General features: G+C 70.1%; 20 protein-coding genes. 7 read left to right on the top strand and 13 right to left on the bottom strand.

The features are described 5' to 3' along the window. The first annotated feature begins 32 nt into the window (after window positions 1–32). The gene (locus AX721_RS04275) at window positions 33–1,109 is read left to right on the top strand and encodes an alpha/beta hydrolase (RefSeq protein ID WP_068874792.1); all 1,077 of its coding nucleotides are present in this window, start codon (window positions 33–35) and stop codon (window positions 1,107–1,109) included. A 35-nt stretch (window positions 1,110–1,144) separates the two neighbouring features. Here the strand turns inward: AX721_RS04275 and AX721_RS04270 are convergent, their stop codons facing one another. The 8 genes from AX721_RS04270 to AX721_RS04240 all read right to left on the bottom strand — a co-directional run bounded on the left by AX721_RS04270 (window position 1,145) and on the right by AX721_RS04240 (window position 9,696). Further along, entirely contained in the window at window positions 1,145–1,510 is a 366-nt protein-coding gene (locus AX721_RS04270) for a hypothetical protein (protein WP_068874791.1), read from the bottom strand. Window positions 1,511–1,533: 23 nt separating this feature from the next. After that, window positions 1,534–1,809, bottom strand: coding sequence for a hypothetical protein (locus tag AX721_RS04265; RefSeq protein ID WP_156696844.1), 276 nt, complete (start codon window positions 1,807–1,809; stop codon window positions 1,534–1,536). Then, window positions 1,788–2,474, bottom strand: a complete 687-nt coding sequence (locus tag AX721_RS27225) for a hypothetical protein (RefSeq protein WP_156467004.1) — start codon at window positions 2,472–2,474, stop codon at window positions 1,788–1,790. Before AX721_RS27225 ends, AX721_RS04265 begins: the two co-directional genes overlap by 22 nt. A 130-nt stretch (window positions 2,475–2,604) precedes the next feature. Continuing rightward, window positions 2,605–4,284, bottom strand: coding sequence for a GMC family oxidoreductase (locus tag AX721_RS04260; protein ID WP_068874789.1), 1,680 nt, complete (start codon window positions 4,282–4,284; stop codon window positions 2,605–2,607). A 14-nt stretch (window positions 4,285–4,298) separates the two neighbouring features. After that, window positions 4,299–4,952, bottom strand: coding sequence for a nuclear transport factor 2 family protein (locus AX721_RS04255; protein WP_068874788.1), 654 nt, complete (start codon window positions 4,950–4,952; stop codon window positions 4,299–4,301). Window positions 4,953–4,993: 41 nt separating this feature from the next. Then, complete coding sequence (locus AX721_RS04250) at window positions 4,994–6,082, bottom strand: Gfo/Idh/MocA family protein (RefSeq protein ID WP_068874787.1); 1,089 nt, start codon at window positions 6,080–6,082, stop codon at window positions 4,994–4,996. A 195-nt stretch (window positions 6,083–6,277) separates the two neighbouring features. Beyond that, on the bottom strand, window positions 6,278–7,534 hold the full coding sequence (locus AX721_RS04245; RefSeq protein WP_068874786.1) for an SGNH/GDSL hydrolase family protein: 1,257 nt from the start codon (window positions 7,532–7,534) through the stop codon (window positions 6,278–6,280). Next, on the bottom strand, window positions 7,534–9,696 hold the full coding sequence (locus tag AX721_RS04240; protein WP_068874785.1) for a TonB-dependent receptor: 2,163 nt from the start codon (window positions 9,694–9,696) through the stop codon (window positions 7,534–7,536). Before AX721_RS04240 ends, AX721_RS04245 begins: the two co-directional genes overlap by 1 nt. A gap of 532 nt (window positions 9,697–10,228) precedes the next feature. Between AX721_RS04240 and AX721_RS04235 the strand changes: the two genes are divergently transcribed. The 4 genes from AX721_RS04235 to AX721_RS04220 all read left to right on the top strand — a co-directional run bounded on the left by AX721_RS04235 (window position 10,229) and on the right by AX721_RS04220 (window position 12,771). Then, complete coding sequence (locus tag AX721_RS04235; RefSeq protein WP_082765763.1) at window positions 10,229–10,720, top strand: response regulator; 492 nt, start codon at window positions 10,229–10,231, stop codon at window positions 10,718–10,720. Window positions 10,721–10,877: 157 nt separating this feature from the next. Then, window positions 10,878–11,345: a universal stress protein gene (locus AX721_RS04230; protein ID WP_369807891.1), complete on the top strand. Its 468-nt coding sequence runs from the start codon at window positions 10,878–10,880 to the stop codon at window positions 11,343–11,345. Between the two features lie 582 nt (window positions 11,346–11,927). Then, window positions 11,928–12,497: a hypothetical protein gene (locus AX721_RS04225; protein WP_156467002.1), complete on the top strand. Its 570-nt coding sequence runs from the start codon at window positions 11,928–11,930 to the stop codon at window positions 12,495–12,497. Then, window positions 12,490–12,771 (top strand): helix-turn-helix transcriptional regulator, encoded by a 282-nt coding sequence (locus AX721_RS04220; RefSeq protein ID WP_068874782.1) that lies wholly within the window; start codon window positions 12,490–12,492, stop codon window positions 12,769–12,771. The genes AX721_RS04225 and AX721_RS04220 overlap by 8 nt, the downstream gene beginning before the upstream one ends. Window positions 12,772–12,774: 3 nt before the next feature. On the opposite strand, the gene AX721_RS04215 is transcribed toward AX721_RS04220, so the two are convergent. Next, window positions 12,775–13,047, bottom strand: coding sequence for a helix-turn-helix domain-containing protein (locus tag AX721_RS04215; RefSeq protein WP_068874781.1), 273 nt, complete (start codon window positions 13,045–13,047; stop codon window positions 12,775–12,777). 722 nt (window positions 13,048–13,769) lie between these two features. Here AX721_RS04215 and AX721_RS04210 point away from each other — a divergent pair. Further along, complete coding sequence (locus AX721_RS04210; protein ID WP_068874780.1) at window positions 13,770–13,961, top strand: hypothetical protein; 192 nt, start codon at window positions 13,770–13,772, stop codon at window positions 13,959–13,961. A gap of 29 nt (window positions 13,962–13,990) precedes the next feature. Here the strand turns inward: AX721_RS04210 and AX721_RS04205 are convergent, their stop codons facing one another. From AX721_RS04205 to AX721_RS04190, 4 genes are all read right to left on the bottom strand, one after another. Next, window positions 13,991–19,006 (bottom strand): glycosyltransferase family 4 protein, encoded by a 5,016-nt coding sequence (locus AX721_RS04205; protein ID WP_068874779.1) that lies wholly within the window; start codon window positions 19,004–19,006, stop codon window positions 13,991–13,993. Between the two features lie 78 nt (window positions 19,007–19,084). After that, a complete protein-coding gene (locus AX721_RS04200; protein ID WP_068874778.1) occupies window positions 19,085–20,503 on the bottom strand; it encodes an exonuclease domain-containing protein in 1,419 nt (472 codons plus the stop codon). An 11-nt stretch (window positions 20,504–20,514) separates the two neighbouring features. Further along, window positions 20,515–21,054 carry an ImmA/IrrE family metallo-endopeptidase gene (locus tag AX721_RS04195; protein ID WP_068874777.1) on the bottom strand — a complete coding sequence of 180 codons (540 nt, stop codon included), beginning with the start codon at window positions 21,052–21,054 and terminating at the stop codon, window positions 20,515–20,517. Further along, a complete protein-coding gene (locus AX721_RS04190) occupies window positions 21,051–21,404 on the bottom strand; it encodes a helix-turn-helix transcriptional regulator (RefSeq protein ID WP_068874776.1) in 354 nt (117 codons plus the stop codon). The genes AX721_RS04195 and AX721_RS04190 overlap by 4 nt, the downstream gene beginning before the upstream one ends. A 162-nt stretch (window positions 21,405–21,566) precedes the next feature. On the opposite strand from AX721_RS04190, the gene AX721_RS04185 reads away from it, so the two are divergent. Further along, a partial coding sequence (locus AX721_RS04185) for a DUF2188 domain-containing protein (RefSeq protein WP_068874775.1) occupies window positions 21,567–21,763 on the top strand: 197 nt, incomplete at its 3' end.

The following is a 21,763-nucleotide window of genomic DNA, read 5'->3' as shown; positions in this document are numbered from 1 at the left end:
CCCATCCATCCCGCGGTCTGGAGGAACCGACCTTGACCATCTCCCTGGACTGGTGTTCGGCGGTCGCGGCGCTCGCCGTCGCCTTGAACCTGGTCGGCCTCACGTCAGCTGTGGCGCAGTCGCCGCCGGGCGCGCTGCCACCCTGCCCGCCCCGGACCCCGTCGGCCGCCGCGCCCGTCGACCCCGAGCTTCAGGTCTTGCAGGCGGCCTTGCCGCGCGGGGGCGGACCCCGCACGCCGGAGACGATGCCCAAGGTTCGTGCGGACTTTCGGGCCTGGCACGCTGCGCGACCGGACAAGGGCCCGGCCCCGCCACAGGACGTCCGCGTCAGCGAGCAGCGGGTCCCGGGTCCTCCCGGCGCGCCGCCCGTTCGTGTCGTGGTCTATTCGCCGCCCGGTCCGGCGGCTGGGCGGCCGGCGCTGATCGACATCCACGGCGGCAGCTATGTGCTCGGGTTTCCGGAAATGAACGACACCCGCAACCGCAACCTGGCGAAGGATCTCGGGGCTGTCATTGTCTCCATCGACTACCGACTGGGACCCGAACATCCGTTTCCCGCCGGCCTCCAGGACAGCTATGCCGTCCTCCAATGGGTCGCCGCCCACGCCGCAGCCCTCGGGATTGACCCTGGCAAGATCGCGGTCGCTGGCGACAGCGCCGGAGGCGGTATCGCCGGCGGGCTGACGCTTCTGGCCCGAGACCGAAAGGGGCCGCGGGTCATGATGCAGGTCCAGATCTACGGTTCGGTGGGCGATCGGCCGGTGGGACCGGCGACCTGCACGCCCGCTCAGCCGCGGCCCGGACCTATGGCCTATTTCACCGAAGCCGGACTGAAGCACGAACTGGCCCCCTATGCGTTCCCGGCGCGGGCGGCGACCCTTTCGGGCTTGCCGCCGACCTACATCGCGGTCGGAGCGCTGGACGGGTTGGCGGAGTCCAATCTCAACTATGCGCGGCATCTGATCGCCGCAGGTGTGCCGACCGAGGTGCACGTCTACCCCGGGGCCTTCCACGGCTTCGACATGGCCTTTGGCGCGCAGGTCTCCCAGCGGTTCTACGCCGACCTGCGCGCGGCGCTGCGACGGGCGTGGGCGCAGCCCGCGCGCTGAAGCCCGCGGGGCGCTTCTGCCGGGCCGGCGCTTCGTCAGCGGCCCGGGTTTGTCGCGCTTCGGGCCGCGAGGTACGCCGCCAGCTGCTCCGGTGGGATCGGTCCGGCCTTGGTCGCGCCGGGCGGCGGCGACAGACTGTCGATCCCGTCGACCGCCCCCGGCACCCGGCGCGGATAGATGATGTCGAGCTCGCCCAGCGGGGCGCGGGCGACATAGGACTCGACCCGGCCCACGAGCGCGCGGCCGTCCGGCGTCGTGACGAACGCCGGGACCGCGTCCAGGCGCAAGGCGAAGGAGATGTGGGTCTTGGGTCCGCGGGGCCCTGAGGGGCTGTAGTCGGCGTTGCGGCGCAGCGCATACCAGAGCGCCGGCAGCTGGACGCCGGAGTAGGTCTCGATCACCGGCCCCCGGGTCTCCAGGAAGCTCAGGTAGTAGCCTCCCAGGACCGGTATCCGCCCACATAGCCCTTGAGCGTACCGTCGGGCCGCATTTGCAAATCCAGGCGCGCCGCCTGGAGTTCCAGCCCATGGCCTGACCCGGCGTCGCGCAGGGTGGCGGCGGACGTCGGCCGGGTAGTGATCCGCCCGTCCACCACCTGGCCGTCGAAGAGCGCCTCGTACTTTGCGTGGGGCCGGATGCGAAAGGTGTAGCCGGGCAGGATCTCGCCGGCTCCGTCCTTCACCAGCTTGTCGGCGCCCATGTAGACGCCCACCCGCACCTGGGGGTCGTTGCGGGGATCGTCGCCCTGCCCCGCCACGACGACCAGGACGGTCCATCCGCCTTCGTGGACGTAGGTGTTGGCGAGTTGCGTGGCCGAAGACGTCCTGGCCGGCCGCGGACCGACTTCCAGCAGCCCACCGCGCGGTAGAAGGCATTGTCGACGCCGCGCTCTCCGGTCGGACTGACAAGGCCGGTGCGCAGGTCGTCATCCAGGTTGACGCCTTCGGCGACCTTGCCGCTCACCTCGATAAAGCCGGGGTCCGGGGTCGAGCCGGGGTCGACATAGACGTTCGCCCGGTCCCTGCCGCGGAAGGCCAGCTGATTCAGCCGTTGCATGGTCTTGAGCTCGGTGTTGCCGGGGTCCAGCAGCCAGCGGGCCTGATCCTCAGGGTAGCCCGCCTTGACCAGCACCTGAGCCCAGTTGGGCTCGGGGTTCGTACCCCGGGGACAATCCGCGCCCGGTTCCGTCGGGCCGCCAGGGCCGGCGTAGTATAGCGCCGGCTCGTCCCACTCCACGGCATAGGTTCGAACCCAAGCCGCCGACGCGGGTTCTGGGACCGCGAACGCCGTGCCGAGGGTGAGGCCCAACAGGCGGAGGCGCCCGGCCCACGAACCCCGTGACGCCCGGTTGGTCCGGTCGATCATCCGATGGCTGCTCCCTCTCGGGCGCGGCCGACGCTCAGGTCCTCGCCGCGTGCCGCTCGGGATGACGCTAGTTAGGGGATAGCCCCCGGTCAATGACTATAGCTCAAATTGCGATTGCTTGGCGTGCGCCTTAGAGCCGGGCGGCCGCCCGGATCAGGTCCGAGGCCTTCTCGGCGATCATGATGGTGGGGGCGTTGGTGTTGGCCGAGGGGACGGACGGCATCACCGAAGCGTCGGCCACGCGCAGGGCGTCGAGGCCGCGGACCCGCAGGCTAGGGTCGAGGGCGCTCGTGGGCGCGCCGCCCATGGCGCAGCTGGCGCACTGATGGAAGGTGGTGCCGCCGTTGGCGCGCGCATAGGCCAGCAGGGCCTCATCGCTATCCACGGGCGCGCCCGGCGCCAACTCCTGCTCGACGAGGGCCGCGACCGCCGGCTGGGCCGCGACGGCGCGGTTGAGCCGCAGGCCCGCGACGATCATCCGTTGGTCGTAAGCGTCGGCCAGGTAGTTCGGATCGATCAGCGGGGCCGACCACGGATCCGGCGAGGCCACGCGGACGGCGCCGCGCGAAAGGGGCCGCATCGGGTGGGCGCTGAGGGCGCAGCCGGGATAGGCATCCAACACCGTGCGGCCCGCGCGCGCGGAGGCCGCCAGGTCGATGGTGAGCGGCGTGGCGAAGAACTGCAGGTCGGGCGCCTCGCCCCCGTCGCTCGCGGCGAAAGCGGTCACGTGGCCGCCGCCCATGGTGAGCAGGCCTTGCCGTCGCAGGCCGTAGTTCAGCACGTGCCAGGCGAGCGGCAGGCCGCGGGTTTCACGGTTCAGGCTGTGGGCCTTCGGCGTGAGCCGGAGTTTGAGCGCAGCCGAATAGTGGTCCTGCAGGCCCAGGCCCACCCCCGGATTGTCGACGCGGACCGGAATGCCCGCCGCGCGCAGCCAGGCGCCCGGCCCGATCCCCGAGACCTGCAACAGGTGCGGCGTTCCGATCGCGCCGCTGGCCAGGATGACCTCGGCCTGCGCGCGCACCCAGCGCCGCTGGCCGCCGACTTGCACCATCACGCCGGTCGCACGGCCCTCCCCCTGGGTGACCTCCAGCGCCTGGGCGGCGGTGATCACGCGCAGGTTTCGGCGAGGCAGCGCAGGGCGCAGGAAGGCCGTCGCGGTCGACTGGCGCACGGCATTGCGCGTGGTGATCTCGCAGGGCGTCGCGCCGATCTCGACGGCGCCGTTGAGGGTGTCGACCGTCGGCACGCCGACCCCGGCGAACCCCTCCAGGATCCGTTCGAGGGTCGGGCTGCGCATGCGCGCCTTGTCGATGGTCAGCGGGCCGCCGACGCCGTGGTCCTCGGTCTCGCCGGACAGGAAGTTCTGCGAGCGCCGAAAATAGAAGGCCACATCATCCCAGCCCCAGCCCGTGCAGCCGAGCTGACGCCAGCGGCGATAGTCGTCCTTCAGACCCCGCATGTATACGAGGCCGTTGATCGCCGAGGTGCCGCCGAGCACGCGGCCCCGCGGAAGGTCGATCCGCCGCCCGGCCGCGTGGGCCTGAGGCGTCGTCGCATAGCCCCAGCCCAGCCGCGGGTCGCGGAAGATGTTCGCGAAGCCGGCAGGCACGTGGATGTTGAGCTTGGCGTAGAAGTTGGCCGGATCGCGCGAAGGGCGGTCATCGCCGCCGGCTTCGATCAGCAGGACCGTCCGGCGCGGGTCCTCGCTCAGTCGGTTGGCGAGCACGCACCCCGCCGAGCCTGCGCCGACGATCACATAGTCCGCAGAGGCCCAGGGCTCGGCGGCGGCGTCATCCTTCGTCTGAGACACGCAGTCGGACCGGATCAGCGCGTCTCCGCCCGGTCGTCGTTGGCGACGCGCGCGCGGCGAGACGTCTCCTCATAGTCCAGGCGGCGGGCGGCCGGGATGGAAAGCGGCCGCAGATAGGACGGATCGCTGCGGTCGCGGGCCGGCTGCATCTCGCGCCGCATCGCCACCTCCAGCTCATGCGGCTTGACGTTACGCCGGTTGGTTCCGCCTTCAGGCGTCTTGGCGCCCTCTTCGCTGTTGATGGCCGGGGCCGACCATTCGCCGAACATCAGCCGCTCGGCGATGGCCCACTTTCCGTCGCGCTTCTCCAGGCGGTCCACGTAGCGACCGCCGTGCAGCGAGAACGGCTGCCCCGCCTTATTGAGGGCGGCATAGATGAAATAGGTCTCGGCGTGCGCGACCGCGCCCTCGATCTCCACGTGATGGTTCGCCACATAGTGCTGGGTCAGATTGTGGTGCGTGCCGTGCATCTGGCGCACCCACTCCCAGAACTCCTCCGGTCCGCCCACGTAGAGCCCGTGATCGTCCTTGGCGTCGGGGTGATAGACCGACAGCAGCAGCTCCCGGTCGAACCGGTCGACGCCCCGGCAGTAGTTCGTGACGACGTCGCGGATCGCGTCGCGATCCAGAAGATAGGTCAGCTTGGCTTCCATCTCTTCGAGGGTCATGGGGCTCTCCTTGCAGACCATCCGGATTGATCTGTGGCGCGTCAGGCCGCCGCCTGGGCTTCAATGCGCGCCAGCAGGCGGTGCAGTTGGACCGCGTCTTCGAAGTCGGGGACGTCGCGGGTCCCGGTCGCCAGGTCGTCGACGATCTGGCGGTACGCATGGGCCACGGTGTGGCCCATGCTGGTGGGCTCCAGGGGCACGCGCCGATAGGCGTCTGGCACGGGAAGGTCAGACAGCGTCTTGTCCTCGCCGAAGCCCGCCTGCAGACGCACCAGGCCGAATTGCAGGTGGCCGATGCCGCCGGTGACCTGGATGTCGCCTTTGGTGCCGTTGATCTCCCAGAGGAAGTTCGTCCCGCGCGAGGCGCCGCCGCGGTAGTGCATGGAGGCCACCGCGCCGCCGGACAGCCGGCCGTTGATGGCCACCTGGTCTGGGCCCGTCGCGCGAGCGACGCCGCCCGTGTCGCTCAGCGTCACATCGGGGCGGCGGGTCGCCAGCGTTGCCTCGATCCGCTCGAAATCGCCCAGCGTCCAGGCCAGACCGTCGATGGTGTGACCGAACGGGATGGTCAGCATGCTGGCGCCGGTGGACCGATCGGTGGCGTAGGCGTTGGCCGAACTGGCCACCCCGCCCCAGGGCGGGCCGCCGGAGGCGACGACCGAGGTGGACAGCACCTCCCCGATCCGGCCCTCCGCGATGAGGTCGCCCAGGAACCGCACCGGCGGCGCCGAACGGGCCTGCAGGCCCACGAAGGCGCGCGTACCACTCGCCTTGGCGAGCGCGGCCAGGCCCTCGGCCTCCTCCAGGGTCCGCGCCAGCGGCCACTCGCAGTAGACCATCTTGCCCGCGGACAGGGCGGTTTCGACCAGCGCCTTGTGCTGCGGCACCTTCACGGTGACTACCACCAGGTCCACATCCGGACGGGCGGCAAGAGCGGCGGGGTCGTCGGTGTGGAAGGCGACGCCGTGTTTCTCGGCCGAGGCCCGCGCGGAATCCCCCGAGGACGCCGAAAGGCCCACGAGGTCATAGTGGTCGGAAAGGGCGCGCAACGCCGGCACATGCGCCGTCGACGCCCAGCCGCCCTGGGCGCTCAGGCCCACGATCCCGACACCGATCTTCTTGCTGGTCATGCCCAGTCCTTGTCTCGCGCGCAGCAATGGTCCGCATGCGTCGCGCCAGGAGCTGGCGACGCGTCCGGGGCGTCACCCTGTTCCCGGCGTCAGTCGCGCGGCTGTCGGCTCAACCTAGCGGGGCCACGGCCGCGTCCGTGTCGCCATCGGCAGGGACAGCGGCGTCGGTAACTGCGGCGCAGATCGGGGCGGCGCCTATTTCAGCAGCGACAGATCGAACGCCGCAGCCATCGCCGCGTAGCCGGCGTCATTGGGATGGATCCAGTCGCCGGCGTGGAAATCCGGCCGCAGCCGCGTTGGCGTCGCGGGATCGCGCATCGCGGCGTCGAAGTCGACCACCCCGTCGAACGCGCCACTCGTGCGGATCCAGGCGTTCACCGCCTGGCGCACCGCCTCGCCGGACGCGTTGAAGTAGACCCCGCCGCCGTAGGGAAGGATCGTACCTCCGATCACCCGGACCCCATGGGCATGGGCGCGCGCAATGAGCTGGCGGTAGGCGAAGATGAGGCGCTGGGCGTCGGGTGGCTGCGCCCCGCCGAAGCCGAGGTCGTTGACGCCCTCGAGCACGATCAGATGGGTCACCCCGGAGACTGCCAGGACGTCGCGGTCGAAGCGTCGCAGGGCGGCCTCGCCCGCCGCGGGTCGATAGCCGTCGGAGAGCAGTCGGTTGCCGCTGATGCCCGCATTGACGACTGCAGCTGGAGGCCCGCGGCGCGCAGCGAGGCGTTCCGCTAGCCGGTCTGGCCAGCGCCGGTTCATTCCGACGCTGGAGGCAAGGCCGTCAGTGATGGAATCGCCGAAGGCCACGATCACGGGGCCGGACGTCGCCGCAGCGACCTCCACGCCGGTGAGGAAGGCGCGATAGGACGCGCCGGCCGGCGCCACCGATTGGAAGGGGCGGTCGGTGTGGTCGCCTGGGGGCGAGACCTGCACGCGCTCGCCGCCGGCGACGTGGCAGGTGCAGAGCGCGCGTCCCGCCACGTGCAAGGTGATGCGCAGGCGAGCCAGGGGCGGCGTGACCAAGTCGACGGGATCGCTGAGCGCGGGCGCGCCAGGCGGCATCACGACGCGCCGGCTGTCGCCGAAGGTGACGGTCCGGCGCGGCCCCTCCGTCCCGTCGGCCGCCAGGAGGCTGACCTCAGCCGCGCCGAGCGTGAGTTGGCCTTCGCCGTATTCGTTGGAAATCCGCAGGCGCAGTCTCCGGCCGCCGGCGCTGAGCCGTACCACCTGGACCAGGGTCTGGTCCTCAAAGCGCGGCGTGAGCGTCCTTACATCGGCATCGGCTGCCGTGATCGGGGGTGCGGGCGAGGCCCCCCAGCTCCCGATCCACGCCGCCTGGGCCGGCGGCGCCAGTCCCCAGAGCGCGGCGGCGGCGAGACCCGCAGTGGGCCAGCCGCAGCCGCGCCGCGGGCCGCTGGCCGGGTGCGGCGTACCGGCGGTCCGCGTGGTCACTAGTTGAAGCGCGCCTTCAGCTGCACCCCCAGCTCGCGCGGGATGGCGCCGACCAGGATGTTGTTGCCGAACGAGCTCTGGTTGAGGGTCGGCGCGAAGCGCGCCTCGGTGAGGTTCTTGCCATAGAAGCCGACCTCGAACCTGTCGTCTGGGCTCACCCAGTTCAGGGTTAGGTTCAGCAGGTTGTAGCTGGACTGGCGGAAGGTGTTGAACGCGTCCCCGAAGTAGCCGTCGTTGTAATAGTAGGTGAGGTTGGATTCGATGCGCGACCCGTTCGCCAGCGGCAGGGTGTGGCGCAGCCCGGCGTTCACCGTGAAGTCCGGCGAGTTGAGGATCTCCTTGCCCGTGCAGTTGCGGATCACCTCGACGTTGCCGCCCCGCCCGCCGTTCGCCGCCTGGCTGGGCACGGAGGCCGGGCAGTTCGGGAAGTCGGTGTACTCGGTGTCGAGCACGCTGAGGCCGAGGTCGACCGTCAGGTTGTGGCTCACGAGCGCGGTGACCTGCAGGTCCAGGCCCTTGATCTCGGCGGCGGCGGCATTGATCACGCGCGTGAACCCGGACTCTTGCCGACGCAGCTGGAGATCGCGGATTTTGTTCAGGAAGACCTCCGCGTTGACCCGCACCCGCCGGTCCAGCAGGTCGCTTTTCACGCCCACGGCATAGGCCTCGAGGATCTCGGGCCGGGTGGCCGGATCGGGCACGCCCGTCGCCACGAACGAGTTGTAGGCCCCGCTCTTGAAGCTGCGGTTGTAGGAGACGTAGGCCATCACATCGTCGTTGAACTCGTGGCTCAGGGCAGCGCGGTAGGACGGCTCCTCGAAGGTGTTTTCCAGGGCGAACGGCACGATCTGCCGCAGGGTGACGCGGTTCGTCGCCCCGTAGAGGTCGCGCTCCTCGTGCGTCCAGCGGGCGCCGATCGTCAGCTGGGTCGCATCGGTGAAGTTGTAGTAGCCCTGCGCAAACGCGGCGTAGGATTCCGTGCCGACGTTAGAATTGACGATGGTGAAGGCGGTCGCGGTCTGCAGGGTCGCCGGGGCCGAGGCCGACTTGTCGCGCCAGTAGAAGGCGCCTAGCACCCACTGAAACGGCGACTCATAGGTCGACTGGAGCTGGAACTCCTGGCTGTAGGTCTCGGTCGTCTGGATGCGGCCGATGTGCTGGAACGTGACGCCGGAGAAGTCCGAGTCGACCGGATAGTCCGACTTGGTCCGCTGGTAGGACGAAATGCTGACGAGGCTGACCGGTCCGAAGTTGTGGGTGGCGTGCAAAGCGCCCAGGAGGCTGTGCGCCCGCGCCGGCACCGAGAAGTTCAGCGAGACATCGGCGAAGTTCGGCGAGTAGGGGCTGATGCAGATGCTGCCCGGCTGACAGGCCTGCCCATACCACTCCTTGGATTCGACCCACTGCCCGGTCAGCACGACGTCGGTGTCCTCGCCGGGCGTCCACAGCACCTTAGTGCGCAGGTTCTGGTATTCCTCGAAGCCGATGTCGATCCCGCGGACCCGCTCCGTGCCGGTCCCGTCGCCCTGCTCGCGGAAGGCGATGGACAGGTCCGCCGCCAGATTCTCCGTCAGGCCCGTGGTCCCATAGAAGTCGCCCTTCAGGATCGAGTACGACCCATAGCTCAGGCCGACGATCGCCTCGCGATCATGCGAGGGCGTCTTGGTGATCGTCTGGATCGCGCCGCCGGTGGCGTTGCGCCCGAACAGCGTGCCTTGCGGGCCCTTCAGCACCTCCACCCGTTCGACGTTGTTGAACGTCTGGGTGACGGTGAACATGTCGCGGATGTAGACCCCATCCACATAGGTCGCGACGCTGCCTTCATTGCCGGCCGAGGTGCTGATGCCGCCGATGCCTCGGATGAAGGGCGAGGCGGCGCCTGAAGTCCGATAGTAGATCAGGCCCGGCGTCACCGTGACCAGGTCGTCGGTCTTCGAGATGCCGGCGTCGGCGAGCGCGCCCTCGGTCAGGGCGGTGACCGCGATCGGCACGTTCTGCAGGTTCTCACTGCGGCGCTGTGCGGTGACCACCACCTCTTCGAGGGCGTCGGGCGCCGGCGCCTCCTGGGCGGCGACCGACGGGGCGACCGCGGCCAGCGACAGAACGGTGAGCGCCGCGGCCGACGCTCGCATCAAGAGGATTCGCTTGTTCGAGTTCGCCACGTGCTTGCTCCCTATGCGCGACGTCGGGCCGGGGAGCCGGCGGGCCTTGACGCCCGCAAGAAGACCGCCGCGGGCCCGATGGGCAGACCGCGTGACGCACTCCTAAGCAATCTTCCCCGCGCCTGCCGTTTCTGTTGTCGTTTGTGCAGACGATTAAGACTCAGAGGCGATGCGCCCGAGGGCGCCCCAGACGGCCACCGCCGCGCGGGAGTTCGGATCGCGAACGCCGTTACTGATAAGGTTGTAGTTGAGGTCGCCGAGGGGGCCGTGTCCCCTCGCAGAGGGACACTTTCGGCGGCGCCGAGGGTCGCGACCTCCTCATCCGGCGGCTCCGGGGGCCGCTTTCCCCTTGGCGCACGGCAGATCTCCCGGCCCGTGGACCGCCCGCGGCTGAGCCGTTTGTCCCCGATCGTTGGGACAGACCGGCCAGGTGTCGGCCTGCAACGCAAGCGAGCGGAACTGAACTTTTGCGCGTGGGGGGCCGATGTCTGCTGTCAGTCCCTGGGTCGTTCGCTCCCCGCCGGCGCAGGCCATGCACAGCGCCATCGGCCAACAGCTCGCGCCGCTCCACATCCGTTGGGCCGTGAGCGGGGCCGCGGGCGCACCGCGCCGCGGCGGGCTGGGTGCGGCGGCGCGGCCCGACGCCGACAGACTGCGGGATGCGCGCATCCTCGTGGTGGAGGACGAAACCCTCGTGGCCCTCCTGCTCGAAGATCGGCTGGCGGCCTTGGGATGCGAGGTCGTGGGCCCCGCCGTCAGCGTCGATGAAGCGCTCGAGCTCCTTGCCACCCACCCCCTGGATGCGGCGGTGCTGGACGTGAATCTCTGCGGGATTGCCGTCTTCCCCGTCGCCGACGCCCTAGACGTACGCGGCATCCCCTTCCTGTTCGCCACCGCCTATGGGGTCCAGGGCGTCGTCGAGCGACACGCTCAACGCCTCGTGTTGGACAAACCGTACGCGGAACGCGCCCTCGAAGCGGCTCTGCGCGCGGTGCTCTCGGAGCGCGCCCCCTATCCCAAGTGACGTCGGGTTCGCGGCCGCGCTGCGCGGAGGCCGGACGAACCCGCCGGCCGCCGGTTCCAAGCGCAGGCCCGCTGTCCCCAGCGTGGGCGACAGGTGGGCGGGACGTGCCCAGCTATGATCAAGGTCGAAGCAGCGCGACAAGCTGCCCGGTGGAGGCATGGGAGTGTACGCGCGGATCCTGCTCGCCAGCGACGGCACCCGGGAAGGGCTGGCCGCACTCCGCGAGGGGGCGCTGGCGGCGCGCGCCTTTGGGGCTGAGGTTTACCTGCTGATCATCGAACGGGAGCCGTTCGCCATCAAGGTGGCCGACGGGATCCATCCCTTGCCCGTCCGCGCCCATCTGGCGCCCTTGCTCGACCAGGGCTTGGCGCGGCTGCGGCGGCTCGGCCTGCGTGCCAGCGGCACGGTCGAGGCCGGAGAACCCGCCGCGGTGATCGCCGCGCATGCTCGCGGCTTCCGCGCCGACCTCGTGATGGTCGGGCACCGCCGCCAGAGCCTGCTGGACCGCTGGTGGTCAGGCAGCAGCGGCGCCTATCTGATCGACTCGGTGGGATGCAGTGTCCTCGTCTGCCGCATGCAGGTGTCCGATGCGGAGTTTGAAGCGCAGATCGGCGCCGTCGCGTGAGGGAGGCCGTCAGGGACCGGTCCGTGGCGGCGGTAACCCACGCGCGGCGTGCGCCAGCGCCCTGCCCTTCCGGTTCAGGAGGCGCGCCGCGCCCTTCACCCGCCGCAAGCGCAAGGGCGCAGGTCCGATGACCTGCGCTTCGAAGACACCGTTTCGAACCGTCGTGGTGGACGTCACCGACTATCTCGCCGTGCCCATCTGCATGAGTGTCCCAAACGAACATCCGGCGTCGCCGCGAGGGTCCGTCACCGAGGCATGGGACATCCCTTCCGCCTCCCCGCCCCGAACCGACGCGACGCGCTTGGGCCGTCCGGCGAACAGCGCGGCGGCCGGGGATCGGCGGCTGCGATGGCTGGGCCTGTGGTGAGATACGTCCGGGTGGAGCCGCTTCACCTACTGCGGCCCCTGCCGAAGGGTACAGCGGGCTGCGCCCGAGGTTGTTAGGCCCTGGCGCATGGTGGTGTCGACAGCAGGCTCGGGCAGCAGGAGCTCGACGGCCGCGCGGCCGCGTTCGGACGCGGCCTGCAACGGGCGCGCCGCGGGCGTCTTCGGATGACCGCCTCCGCTTGGGAGATGAGGGCTTTGCGCGAGACGATCGGCCTGATCGTCCGCACTGTCCGGCGGTGCGATCCGCCGCGTTCCCGAGAAGGGGTGGCCGCGCCCGTCGAGCCCGGCGCGTCGGTTCCGGATTTCCGCCTCCTCCTGGCGCTGCGCGGTCGCGGCGTTCGGCTGGACGCCGTCCGCCGCGTGCTCCGCATGGAACACGACGACGCGGCCAACCCGGCCGAAGGCTTGTCGCCGGCGGAAGAGGCGCACTCGCCAGGACTCGCCGCGTGGGCTTCGGCCTATGCCGCCCGACCGGACATGACCGCCCTGGTGGCGGCGCTACGGCGGCGCGCCGCGGCGCCGGCGCCGCGCGCGTCGCAGGCGCGCTGGCTCCCCGCCCGCCCGATGCCTCAACCCGGCTCCGAATGCGCCTGGCCCGATGAGCTTCTATGGGACGGCCCGTTCGCGCGGGTTGCGGACCACCGCCTGGCCGCACGCACCGGTCTGACGGCCCTGCGCCCGTGCCGAGCGGACGTCTCCGGGCAAGAGGATTTGGACTTGTGGACCTCTGCGTCCATTCCCCTTGGGAGTGTCGACCTTGATTGAAAACGGACACCACCTGCGCCAGGCCCGAGAGGCCCTTGGATGGTCCCCGGCCACCCTCGCCCAGGCCCTTCGACTGACGTCCTTCGAAAAGCACGGCGGCAGCCGGATTCTCGAGATGGAGGCAGGTCAGCGGCGCATTTCGGGACCTGTCACCGTGGCGGTGGAGTCCTTCCTGCGCGGCTTCCTGCCGATGGGGTTCGAGCCGCCCGCGGGGGCCGCGGCCCCGGACACACGTGCGCCGGCGCGCCGTGAGCCCGGTGCGTCGGGGGGCTGAACCTCAGGCGGCGCTCTTGCGGGACTGTTCGTCCCAGGCGTCGACGAAGCGTTGCAGCGCCTGTGCGGGATCGACGCCCGACGCGCGACATATCTTACAGAACTCGACCAACTCGATCGTGCGCTGCCGCGTTTCCATCCGTTGCACGTGGCTCTGGGAACGATCCAGCACCCGCGCCATTTCGCGCTGGCTCAGGCCGCCCTCCTCGCGGATCTGCGCCAGCAGAGCCGGGGCGACCTCGTACTCGTCCGTGAACAGGATGCCAAACCTCACCATCGCCCAAAGGCTCCCTCGTTGTGCGCTCAAGCCGCCTGCTGCGGCGCGCGCGACGCTGAATCCCGCCAGAGGCCCGGCGGCAACGGCGGCCGCTGGGCGCGGCAGACTCGAAGGACGATCGGCTCTTCAGGGACCCGTTCGTCTCGATCCGTGGCGCATGCCTACCCGGCCCGGGACGGGCCGTATGTCACCCCGCTGCGGGACAGGCCGCGAACGCCGCTACGCGTTGTGCTGAACCGGCACGAACACGCGACGCGCTCGTGCGCCGTCCACGGGGGTCGCTGTTGGGCTTGCTGGCATGAGGTATGGCCACCTCTAGCTAGGTCGCCTCGCAGCTGTTGCGCGAGCCGCTGCCCAGGGTTCACTCGGCTAGCTACAGTCTGCATCGCGCCAGGTGCGGACATTGGGATCGGGCCGGGAAGCGGACACTAACTCCACGTGGCTAGCACCGCGCCGGTCTAATAGACCGCGACGTGAACTGCCATTTGGCTACATATGCACGTTCATCCCTCTGCCAGTAGGACGGGCTGCACATGTCGGTGTTGAATCTGCATTCGCTGGGTCTTCAGAATGGAGCGATCGGCGACAACTTCAATGATCCGAGAGCCGACTGCTTTCATAGCGGCGTGGACTAGGGGCGCGAGCCCTCGCCTGGATGAGGCGCTACCTTGATCCCGATTCCGCGCCGAGCTTGCCGGTCGCGACCTGGATGGCCCAACAGCATGGACCGCGTCGCGCGTCCCCGCCTCGACCACCAGCCACCGCTGCGGCTAGCCCAAGCGACCTGGGACCGCGAGAGCCCTGAAGGCCGGCGCCGTCTCGTGCATGAGGCCTCGCTGTTCGGGCTGCCTTTCGTGTTCGTGACCGACAGCGGCGACCAGGCCGCGCCGGCCGACGATGTCGCGGCTTGGTAGGCGCCGGCCCGCCCGGATGTGGCGCGGCGCTAGCTTCCCGATCCCTGCGCCAGCATGTCCTGCACGGCCGTTGAGAACGACGCCGCCGCCGCTGGCCAGCTCATCATCGGTCGGAGCGCATCTCGCAGCGCCCGGGCGCGCTGGAACGCCGCTGGGCGATCGAGCAAGACGGTGCCGACCCTGCCCGCCCATTCGGACGTCACGGCCGGGCTAGGGCCCACGACGCCCAGGATGCAGCCATCGATGAGCGCTTCGTCGATCTGGCGGGTAGCGACGGCCCGGGACAGGTATTCCGCTAGTCCGCTCTCAAGCGAGAGCATGACCGGTACGCCAGCTGCGATCGCCTCGAGGCCGGCCAGCCCAAAGCCCTCCGTCCGTGACGGCATAAGCACGACCGAGGCCGTCCGGATGTCCTCGTGCATCTCGGCGACGTCCTCCGTGTAGCCGCGGGTGTAGACCCACTCACTGAACTGGTCGCGCGGGCCAATCGCCTGCTCGAACTCTTCCGTGGCGCGATCCGAGAAGCCTCGCAGGATCAAGTGCGGCCGGCCTCCCGGCTGCCACGCGTGGGCCAGGCCCGCCTCCCGGAAGCATTCGCAGGCAAGCCGAGCGCCCTTAAGGTCAGCGTCCTGCATGCGCGCGCTCATCAGCCCGTAGCTTCTGGGAAGCTGCGTGACGTCGGCCTCGTGAGACAGCAGCTCCTCATTCAGGCCCGGGACGATCTCGACCAAGCGGCTTCCACGAGGCAGGCGCACGGCGATCGACGCGTGGATCTTCGGCCCAACAGCGACCACGAGCTGCGCTGCGCGGCACAGCGCGATCTGGTCGTTCGCCTTGTCATCGCCGCGGAGAAGCGCGCGTCCAGGTCCAGCCGAGCGGCTCTTCAGGCCCTCCGCCTCCTCCGGCACGGTATGCAACATGTGGACGTAGGCCGCGCCAAGCTCCTCGGCCATGCGCAGGGCCGCTGGGCCGGTGACGTGGTCATGGCCGAGGACGATGTCGGCCGCGAAGCCCTCCAGGTCGCGGCTGCGCACCAGCAGCAAGCGCTGGTCCTCCGGGATGCACAGGCCCTTCGGGCACGCGACTAGACTCACGCCGAGCATGTCCGCCGCTGTCGTCTCCTCCCCCGTTGGGTCCACAACCACGCATCTGACCTCGTGGCCCAGGGACGCGAGGGCCACGCAGAGCTCGCGGTTGAGGGTCGAGACGCCACCATGCGCGGAGCTCCACTCGGTGGCGACAGCCAGGATCCTCAACCGACGCCTCGCGGTGGCGACACCGTCCGGCGCGGTCGACTCTCCAGGCGAGGCGGGACCGTCGGGCTCTGTGGGCGGCGCCTCCAGGCCGTCCGGCGCAGGGCGCGGCCGGCTTGCGGCTTGCGCCGCGCGCACCTCGTCCCGCCGCGGGAGTGGTGGGCGAAAGGCGGCGATCGTCGCGATGATCTCGGCGGGCGCATGCAGCCGCCGCGCCACAGCGCGGAAGTTGCGACGCGCCTCCTGGATGCGCCACGGAAGCCAGCTGATGTCCGGATGGGCGGCCGAGATCCTTTCGAGGGCCATGACGGCGGCCTCGGTCCCGCGAGCGACAAGCTGGCTGACGAGCCCACTGCGCAGCCGCTCGACATAGTCGACAGCCGACAGAAACCGCGCCCCACCGGTGTCATCCGGCCGCTCGGGAAAGAGCCTCTCGAGCTCAAGGTAGGCTTGACCAAGCGTCGCTTCCGGCTGGTCCAGAATCGAGGCGGTGCGCCGGAAAGCCACTTGCTGCGCAAGCTCGCTCCAGATCGCACGCGCTAGCTCGGCATCGCGCGGCCCCAGCTCGAGCAGCGCGTCCCATGCCTCCGGCACGCCCTCCCGAACTAGCTCGCTTGCCGCGCGAACGCCTTCCGACAGCGGGCCCTCCGCCTCCAAGGCCTCAGAAGGCGCTGGCGCCTTGAGAGCGTCGAGCAGGGCCCTGATCGTCTCGCTGCCGCCGGACCGCACCAGGAACGCATAGAGGTGAGGCTCGCGGGCGGATTTGCGGCCTGGGCGACGCCGCACGCGCTCGAGGAAGGCCAGAAGGCGGGCGTCCACTGCGCCGGAGAGCAGATCAAGGGGGCGCTCCGGCAGCCCCTCTGAGCGAGGGCCGAGGGCAAGCCGCGCAAGCGACCGCATGACGGCGGCAGGCGCCTTTGCATAGGCGGTGGTCGCGAGGGCCGCGAGCGTCGGCGCGGCCGCATTCACGTCGTTGTCAAAGAAGCTGATCAGGGCGGGCGCCCAGCGCGCCCACACCTCAGCCGGAAGGCTGGCCGGAAGCTCGGGCCGCTCCTCCGCAAGCAAGCGGAAGGCGCGCACCGCCGCGGCCGCGGGCCGGTGGTGCGAGTTGCTGCCGAGCCATCGCAACGTGGTCAGCTTCGCGTTGCGAAGATAAGCCTCGGCGGCGGCGACGACGCGCGCTTGATCCTGAGGAGCCAGTCGCGCCCAGCCCGGCGCGCCCTTGAGATCGCTCAGGAACTCGTACTCGGCCTCATAACGCCCGGCGTCGGACACGAAGAGCTGGAGGTTCAGGCGCCACCAGGCCTCGGCGTCTCCACCCTCGATCTGGTCGAGAAGCGCCCTCGCGCCGGCGTCGGCTCGGGAAGCGCCTTCGGACGTCTGGGCCTGGCGGGCCTCCCGCTCACGGCTCCGGCGGAGCGAGTCTCGCATCCAGGCCGCGGCCTGGGAGTCCAGCGGCACGAAGTATGTCGCCTCCAGCCCGGCGTGCAGAGCGGGATGGCTCTCCGCCAGGTCCCAGACCGAGCCGAGATCATCGATCGGGATCTGCCTAGCGATGCTGAGGACGACCTCGACCAGGGCGCGGCCCTGAGCCTCATCTCCCTCCTCGCGAAGGGCTGCGAGGTAGGCATCGAGGTCGCCGGGCTCGACGAGCCGCGCGACAAAATGGGGCGCCAGGCGCGCCATCTGGATGGGGTCGCTCGCCTGGCGGAGCAGTAGCCGGACCAGGGCAAGCCGATCTGCGGGACCGCCACCCCACGCGGGCGTTCCGCCATCATCGGCGTCGGTCGGGTCTCCGTCGTAGATCCAGCTGCCGGGGTTTCCGAGCAGCTCGGCGATGAAGTGAGCCAGCACCTCCCGGACTTGGGGGTCATCCAGCCGGGAGGCCACGGCCCAGAACACCTTGCTCAGGACGCCGCGCCAGCTGAAGTCGTTGATCTCGGCAGCCACATGGCCGCGCAGCCAGTCGATGGCGGCGAGCGCGTCAGGCGCAGAGAGCTCTCCAAATGCAAGCTGCCTCTGGAAGAGCGAGTAGTGCCCAATCAGATTTGAGCTCTTGCGGGGCGCGAGCACCCGCAGCAGCTGGGGCATATCTAGGTAGTCCGGCCACACGACCGCCAAGACCGCGCCCTTCAGCTCGTCATCGACGTCGGCCCGCAGGTCCTGGCTGAGAACTCCGGCAAGCGCGGCCTTCGCCCGCGGATCCGCCAGCTTGGCGACCGCGTAGGCCGCATCCTTTCGCAGGAGCGTCGGCTCGTTCTGGGAGAGCGCGATCAACGCCAGCGGCGCGGCTAGCTCGTCCAGCCGGTTCTCTTCGGCGATGTCGATGGCTGCGCGTCGCGCGAACTCTGAGTTCCCGCGGTCCTCGATGAAGGCGCGAAGCTGTCCGCCCAAGCCCTCGTGGGCGAGCCGCCCGAAGAGGTGGACGAGGCCGAAGTAAGCATCCACGAGCTCGCCATCGTTGAGGCGCTGCAGCAGCGCCTGCACAAGGCGAGCGCGCTGGTCCGGGCCTGCAGCCGCGACGTCGCTCTGCAGCAAGACGTCAGGCTCGGCGGCGAGCAGATGCTCGAACATCTCCTCCGAGTCGGTCGCGATCCAGGCGGCGACCTCCCGCAGCTGCGGCGCCACTCCCCCGGTTGCCCCGGGCTCAGGCACAGCAAGCAGGCTCAGCGCCTCCTGCGCGCTCAAACCGTGCTCAAGAAGATACCGCCCCGCGAGATACTCGGCGAAGGTCTGGTGTGCCCACCCGAAGAGGTCAGGCGCCACCGCAACGAAGAGGGGGCTGCGCAGAACCTCCAGCAGGTCCTCCTCGCTCACCGGGAAGCTGTAAGCCGAGCCGCGCTCCGAGCCGCCAGCGATGTCCGCCAGGCTGAAGGCCCCCGCGGGCCTCGAGCCGGCGGCGCCCGTCCAGACGCGAGTCAGGCCTGAGAATGTCGTGACGGCGGCGATCCGCGCCGCGACCGTCAGCCTCTCGGACACGTCGGTTGGGCCACGACGCACGCGCGTCGCCACCGCGGGATCCGGCTCCTCAAGAAGCGCCTGGAGGCCGCGCCGAAACAGCTCCGACTGGCCCGGCGGCAGATCGTTCTGCTCGTGGAACAGCTCGGTGAGGAGCCGAAGCGAGACGGGCCGTTGCGTGAGCGCCTCGACGCGGCTGCGCCTCGCCGCCTCGAGAAAGCGATCAGCCTCTTTGGCGTCGCCCGTGACGACATCTACCGCCTGCCGCACATCCTCTTCGGAGAGCGGCGCGATCTGAAGCCGACCGATCTCGGTCTCGGGCCAGATGAGGCTGAGGACGCGATCGAGGGCCGCCGCCCATTCCACCGTCCGGCAAAGCAGCCGCAAGCGTAGACGGGGCAGCGGGCCACCGGAGGCGATGAGGGCTTGCAGGAACCGGCGCAGGGGGCCCTCAACGCCGGCGGCGCCGCCAGCCGCCTCGTCGATGCCGTCAAGAAAGATGTGCCAGGCGCGCCCCCCTTCCCTCCAGGCCACGCCGGCTGTCCCGTCAAGCAGGTCGACCAGGCTTTGGCCCGGGTCGGCCCGGCGGCCAAGCTGCACGACGCTGACCAGCTCGCCGGCGGTCCGAAGGCTGGTCGCTGCAGCCTCCGCCTCTCGCGTCTTCCCCATGCCTGGAGCGCCCAGCAGGACGAGGCAGGGCTCTTCCGCCAGCTGCGCCAGGGTGGCACCACTTCGGCTATCGCCGTCCAGAGCACGCGGCTCGGAGCCCCCCACCCTGTCGATGGGGAGCCATAGCCGTACCCAGCCGTATTCGAGATGCTGCGGGATGGGCAAACCCCCGGGGTTGTAGCGTGGCTGTTGAGATAGCTGCGAGGCCAGGGGGATGCTAGCGCACCGCAGAGGCCTTCGCCGCTATGCGGCCCGCGCCCCGTGCTGCCGGAGGAAGGCCTCCGCCCGCCCGATCCGCGCCACGAGCCAGCCCTGGTACCCCGCGAGGTTGCCGGCCGGATCGCCGACTTCGTCCTCCAGCATCGCCTGTGTCTCCGCCAGGGCCTTGCCGAGCGTCAGCGGGCCTCCGCGATCCACAAGCAGGCGCTCGGCCAGCTCGGCGTCGGCGGCCAGGCGCTCGGCGTCCGACAGCAGGGACCGATGCTCGCTATAAAGTAGCCGCCGGCCGAAGGCGCGCAGCCGTGGATCCACCAGCCGGCCCAGGATCTCCGTCCGTCCGCGCCAACCCGCGTCCTGGAAGTCGAGGCAGCGGTCGCGGTCATCGTCGTTGGGGAAGCCGCCCGAGACCAGGCAAAGCTCGGGATGAGGCGACGGCTCCGTCTCCTCCCACCCCGCGGTGTAGGCGGCGATCAGGCGCGCGCAGAGCTGCCGGTCCGCCCGCAGCGCCCGGCCTCGCGCCTCGGCCTCGACGGGATCGATCCCCTCAAGCAGGTGATCCTCGGCCTCGTGGAGCAGCGTGAGCGTCGGCGCGCTGTTCGTCCGCAGGCGCCGCATGGGGCTCCGCGTCCGCGCCACCGCCGCGTGCAGCTCCTCGTCCGAGAGCTGGCGCCAGGAGTCAGGGTCCGCCGAGAGGTCCAGGCAGAAGCGTCCCGTCGGGTACCGATCCTGCCCGATGCAGGCGACCACGCGATGGTAGGGCTCGCCGCCGAAGAACTCCGTCAGTATGAAGGCGTCCTCGCCATCCACCAGCTCGGCGACCATGGCCTTGTTCGACAGGCGTACGAACCGCTCCCAAGCCTCCGGCGAGCGCGCCTTCACGATCCGGCACAGCTCGACCGTCGCGCGGGCATCGGCCATCGCGTCGTGCGCCCCGGCGTGCTCGACGCCATTCGCGGGCGCCAGGAGGTCGAGCTTGAACGTGGGGCGGCCATTGGCCTTTCGGGGCACCACGAGGCAGCCGGGGGTAAGCGCGCAGGCGGCTTGGACGAGCCCGAAGGCGTCGCCGCGCCCGTTCTGGTGGTTGCTCGTCAGATAGGCCGGATGCAGCGACTGGAAGAGCGCGTGGCGCAGCATCTTCTCGTCGAAGCCGATCGAGTTGAAGCCGGCGAAGATCGCGGGCGACCACGCCAGCAGCTGGCGACGGGCCTGGCAGACCATCTCGTAGTGCGACGGCAGGCTCCGGTCCGTCAGCTGCCCGATGGTCAGGCCATTGGCGCGCAGGGCCCGCGGATGCGGCACGACATGCGGTTGTAGGCGGGACCGCACGTTCAGGCGCCCCAACTCCTGGAGCTCATGGTCGGTGTGGATCGCCGCGAGCTGGACGATCTGGTCGAAGCCTTCCTGGAGGCCCGTCGTCTCGGTGTCGAAGAAGACGTAGCCCACGACGCGCCCCCTTAGTACCAGCCGCCGCTTAGGCGGTTGCGCATAGCCGAGGCGCTGACCTTGAACCTGCGCGCCAGCGCCTGTACGGCGGCGTCGTCGTCGACGTCGATCCCGGCGTCGCCGATGGCCTCGATCAGGAACTGGCGGGGCATCAGAAGCTCGGACGCGAAGGCGTTGGCGTCGATCTCCAGGGGGTCGGTGCCCTGGGCCGCCAACTGGTCCCGGTGCAGGACCCGGAAGCCGCGATCCACGTGCATCATCTCGGTGATCTCCGGCGCGTGGAGGACGTGGTGCGCCAGCTCGTGGGCCGCGGTGAACCGCTGCCTGTTCGGATGATGCAGCGCATTCACGCCGATGATGCCGACGCCATCCTTGATGAAGGCCATGCCGGACAGCTCCTCGTCCAGCGGCGCGTACTGCAGGGCGATGCCGCGGGCCTTGATCATCTTCTCGACGGGCACGGGGGCGCCGCGCACCGAGAAGGCGTTGAGCAGGTCCTGGGCCGCCTTGCGGGCGGCCGCCGGGTTGGCCTCGCGCGTCGCGATCGTCATGCGCCGGTCTTTCCGGGCTCGCGCCCGGCCAGCGCCGAGGTGACCATGTCAGTGAGCTGCGCCACGGCGCTCGCGGAGACCGTGGGGTCGGAGATCGCCACCTCAACCTGCGGCGCCTTGGCCGGCTGCGGCCGGGCGGGCAGCAGGTCGCCGACGCGGCCCATCTTCAGAGCGGCGGCCAAGTCATAGACGTGGTGCAGCAGCACGTTCTGGCGGCCCTTCTCGATGTTGGCGATCGAAGCGCGCGAGAGTCCCACAAGCGCCGACAGGCCGGCCTGGGTAAGCCCGAGCTCTTCGCGCCGGCGCGCCACGGCGCGCCCGAAGGCCACGTTGATGAGGGTCCGCTCCATCCCGGATGTTTGCACTCTGTTCACGCCCGCTGTCAACGAGACAAGCATTTGCTCGTATTAATCACATTATCAATGTGAGTATTGACGACATCGCGACTCTCAGCGATCTTGGCTGTGCGACCGGGGGATGGCCCTCGCGCCGCCAGCAGAAGGAAGACGAGATTGTCCAAGCGTATCCATGTCGTGCCTCACGGGGACGGGTGGGCGACGCGCCGCGAAGGGGCCTCGCGGGTCGGCTCGACCCACGACACCCAGGCCGGCGCGGCGGCGGCCGCCCGCGGCACCGCGGTCCGCGAGCGCGGGGAGGTGATCATCCACCGGCCCGACGGTCGCATCCGCGCCGCGGACTCCTACGGCAA

Source organism: Phenylobacterium sp. CCH9-H3 (assembly GCF_001557235.1).
Lineage (GTDB): Bacteria > Pseudomonadota > Alphaproteobacteria > Caulobacterales > Caulobacteraceae > Phenylobacterium.
This window is presented reverse-complemented; position numbering and strand designations above follow the sequence as displayed.

Bases quoted from the DNA above. Each gene is read 5' to 3' on its own strand.
- AX721_RS04265 (WP_156696844.1), bottom strand. From the start codon at position 1,809: ATGGGCGCCGACAAGCTGGTGAAGGACGGAGCCGGCGAGATCCTGCCC.
- AX721_RS27225 (WP_156467004.1), bottom strand. From the start codon at position 2,474: ATGATCGACCGGACCAACCGGGCGTCACGGGGTTCGTGGGCCGGGCGC.
- AX721_RS04255 (WP_068874788.1), bottom strand. From the start codon at position 4,952: ATGACCCTCGAAGAGATGGAAGCCAAGCTGACCTATCTTCTGGATCGC.
- AX721_RS04250 (WP_068874787.1), bottom strand. From the start codon at position 6,082: ATGACCAGCAAGAAGATCGGTGTCGGGATCGTGGGCCTGAGCGCCCAG.
- AX721_RS04235 (WP_082765763.1), top strand. From the start codon at position 10,229: ATGCACAGCGCCATCGGCCAACAGCTCGCGCCGCTCCACATCCGTTGG.
- AX721_RS04230 (WP_369807891.1), top strand. From the start codon at position 10,878: ATGGGAGTGTACGCGCGGATCCTGCTCGCCAGCGACGGCACCCGGGAA.
- AX721_RS04215 (WP_068874781.1), bottom strand. From the start codon at position 13,047: ATGGTGAGGTTTGGCATCCTGTTCACGGACGAGTACGAGGTCGCCCCG.
- AX721_RS04210 (WP_068874780.1), top strand. From the start codon at position 13,770: ATGGACCGCGTCGCGCGTCCCCGCCTCGACCACCAGCCACCGCTGCGG.
- AX721_RS04195 (WP_068874777.1), bottom strand. From the start codon at position 21,054: ATGACGATCGCGACGCGCGAGGCCAACCCGGCGGCCGCCCGCAAGGCG.
- AX721_RS04190 (WP_068874776.1), bottom strand. From the start codon at position 21,404: ATGGAGCGGACCCTCATCAACGTGGCCTTCGGGCGCGCCGTGGCGCGC.